At 67.8% G+C, this 2,614-nt stretch carries 4 protein-coding genes; 1 reads left to right on the forward strand and 3 read right to left on the reverse strand.

Annotated elements, in window-relative coordinates:
- Positions 1 to 13: 13 nt before the first annotated feature.
- From ACFWGZ_RS40615 to ACFWGZ_RS40625, 3 genes are all read right to left on the reverse strand, one after another.
- Complete coding sequence (locus ACFWGZ_RS40615; protein ID WP_382456907.1) at positions 14 to 490, reverse strand: hypothetical protein; 477 nt, start codon at positions 488 to 490, stop codon at positions 14 to 16.
- Positions 491 to 556: 66 nt separating this feature from the next.
- Positions 557 to 1,024 carry a hypothetical protein gene (locus ACFWGZ_RS40620; protein WP_382456908.1) on the reverse strand — a complete coding sequence of 156 codons (468 nt, stop codon included), beginning with the start codon at positions 1,022 to 1,024 and terminating at the stop codon, positions 557 to 559.
- A 96-nt stretch (positions 1,025 to 1,120) separates the two neighbouring features.
- The gene (locus tag ACFWGZ_RS40625; protein ID WP_382456909.1) at positions 1,121 to 1,846 is read right to left on the reverse strand and encodes a polysaccharide deacetylase family protein; all 726 of its coding nucleotides are present in this window, start codon (positions 1,844 to 1,846) and stop codon (positions 1,121 to 1,123) included.
- 140 nt (positions 1,847 to 1,986) lie between these two features.
- On the opposite strand from ACFWGZ_RS40625, the gene ACFWGZ_RS40630 reads away from it, so the two are divergent.
- Entirely contained in the window at positions 1,987 to 2,514 is a 528-nt protein-coding gene (locus tag ACFWGZ_RS40630; protein WP_382456910.1) for a YbhB/YbcL family Raf kinase inhibitor-like protein, read from the forward strand.
- Positions 2,515 to 2,614: the final 100 nt, after the last annotated feature.

Here is a 2,614-nt window from a genome sequence, read left to right on the forward strand (position 1 = left end):
GCTTTTTCCGTTGCTACAGGCCGACGTCGATGACGAGCCTGTCCGGGTTCGTCAGCGTGAAGACCCGGTGCCACGACGCGGGGTTGCCGTACCCGACGGCGACCCCCAGCGTGGCCTCGAAGTCGCACGTGAGCGCGACCCCGCGGATGGTGCTCAGCCCCGGGGTCGCGAAGTTCCGCGACCCCGGGTAGGTCGGGTTGCCGTCGTCGTCGTGCGCGGCCGCCCCGATCACCGTCACCGACAGGATCTCCTGGACCCCGCCGCCGGCGACGGTGATCGGGGTGCCGGACGCGCAGTGGGACACACCGCCGACCTCGCTGACCCGGTGTTCGGCGGGCAGCCCGGACAGGTCCAGCACGACTCTGCTGAACCCGTTGTGCTGCCCGGTCCTGATGTTCGACAACGTGGGTGTGCTCTGCGCCGACGCGACCGGGACGGTCGTGAAGACCGCCAGGACCGCGACCAGCACAGCGGCGAAACGTCTGTTCATCTCCGGTCCCCTCTCAGGGCTCGTCCGATGACTTCAAGACGTGTGACCCACGCCACAGTTGCTTCGTCAGCCGTGGATGTCGATGACGACCCGCGTGGGGTTCGTCTGCGGGTAGACCTGGTACGTCGAGGCCGGGTTGTCGAACCCGACGGAGACGCCGAGCGTCGACTCGAAGTTGCACGAGATCGCGATGCCCTTGACGTTGGTCAGCCCCTGCGGCACGAAGTTCCGCGGCCCGGTGTAGGTCGGCTTGCCCCCGTCCGACGCCGCGGCGTCGAAGTGCGTCGTGCGCAGGAAGTTCTGGCCCCCCACGGGGATCCGGACGTCCTTGGCGCAGTCCCAGACCTCGTCGACCTCGTCGGCGAGGGACTGGGAGGGCAGGCGGTCCATCACGAGCTCGACCCGCTCGAACCCGTTGTGCTTGCTGGTCACGATGCTGGTCAGGTGGGCGTTGCTGTCGTCCGCCGACGCCTGCGGGACGATCGTGACCATCGCGAGCGCTGCGAACAGCACCGCGGTGAAACGCTTCTTCATCTGTCTCCCCTGCTGACTTCCATCGGTGGTGGATGCAGAGGTCCCCCAGGACCCCATGTCTTGATCACGCGCGCACCACCCCCGCGGGTTGCACGGCTACCCGAGGAAGTCCTCCAGCGGCACCGGCGTCAGCCCGTCCCGCTTGGCCCGGTCGAGGAACGCCGTGAAGTCCTCGACGAACGTCGTGCGGAAGTGCATGAGCACGATGTCCCCCGGCTTGAGCCGGTCGCCGGACTGGAACTGCACGTGCCCGTCGTTGACCGCGGCCGTCCAGTTGACGAGCGCCTTGAACCCGCAGCTGGCGGCAGCGTGCCGGGTGGTCGCGTCGTAGTTGCCGAACGGCGGCCGGAACAACGTGGGCCGCTTCCCGTAGTCGTTCGCCAGGAAGTCGGCGTTCCCGCAGATCTCGTGCTTCTGGAACTCCAGCGGCTTGCCGAGCAGGTTCGGGTGGCTGGTCGTGTGGCTGTGCACCGTCACCGGCAACTGCTTGAAGTAGTCCTTGTGCCCCTCGGCGTACTTGGTGTTGAGGAACACCGAGGGCCACACCCCGGCCCCGATCATCAGCTCGCGCGCCTTGGGGTGCTGCACGGCCCCGTCGTCGACGGTGATGAACACGTACGGCTTGTCGGTGGCGATGTGCGTGACGACGGGCACCATCCCGTCGACCACGGCGGGCGCCTTCGCCTGCACGGTCCCGTACGGATAGGGCGGCTCGAACATCCGCTTGGGCCGCTCGACCGAAGTGGTCGCGGCGGTCGTGGCCGACGCCGTGGTCAGCACGGGCCCCCCGGCCTGCTCGTCGGGCGTCTGTCCACATGACACCAGCCCGACAACCAGAACAAACGCAGCACAGAGCCGCAACTTGGACATCAAACTCCCCCTCACCCAGGAGGAAGACGTCAACCGGGCCGTTCCGGTTGCCCGGGGATAGGCTCGAACTGATCACAAGAAGGAGGAGTTCCATGAGCCTCGAGCGCCCAGTCGCTCCAGACCCCTACCTGCTGCTCCCCCAGGTGGGCACCTTCACCGTCACCTCGACGGACGTGCGCGACGGCAAGCAGCTCGACGTCGCCCAGGTCTTCGAAGGCGGCAACACCTCACCGCAGCTCTCCTGGTCGGGCCACCCGGCGGAGACGAAGAGCTTCGTGGTCACCTGCTACGACCCGGACGCCCCGACCCCGTCGGGCTTCTGGCACTGGGTGGCGGTGAACATCCCGGCCACCACCACGTCCCTGGACACGGGCGCGGGCGCCTCGGACGACACCCTCCCCGGCGACGCCTTCCACGTCCGCTCCGACTACAGCACCCGAGCCTTCGGAGGAGCGGCCCCGCCGAAGGGCGACCACCCGCACCGCTACTTCTTCGTGGTGCACGCGGTGGACGTGGAGAAGCTGGACGTGGACCAGGACGCCTCAGCGGCGGTGGTGAGCTTCAACCTGGCCTTCCACACCCTGGCCAGGGCCATCATCGCCCCGATCTACCAGCACTGAAGCAAAGCCGAAGGCGAGCAGCCCAGCGACGGCGAAGCCGAGCAATCCTGCGAAGCCGAAGGCGAGCAGTGAACGCTTGAACAGAAGGTTCCGGTGGGGT

This window comes from Lentzea sp. NPDC060358, assembly GCF_042725365.1.
In the GTDB taxonomy this organism is placed as follows: Bacteria; Actinomycetota; Actinomycetes; order Mycobacteriales; family Pseudonocardiaceae; genus Lentzea.

What these genes read in the sequence shown, in the direction of transcription:
- ACFWGZ_RS40615 (WP_382456907.1), bottom strand. Translation starts at nt 490, where the DNA reads ATGAACAGACGTTTCGCCGCTGTGCTGGTCGCGGTCCTGGCGGTCTTC.
- ACFWGZ_RS40620 (WP_382456908.1), bottom strand. Translation starts at nt 1,024, where the DNA reads ATGAAGAAGCGTTTCACCGCGGTGCTGTTCGCAGCGCTCGCGATGGTC.
- ACFWGZ_RS40630 (WP_382456910.1), top strand. Translation starts at nt 1,987, where the DNA reads ATGAGCCTCGAGCGCCCAGTCGCTCCAGACCCCTACCTGCTGCTCCCC.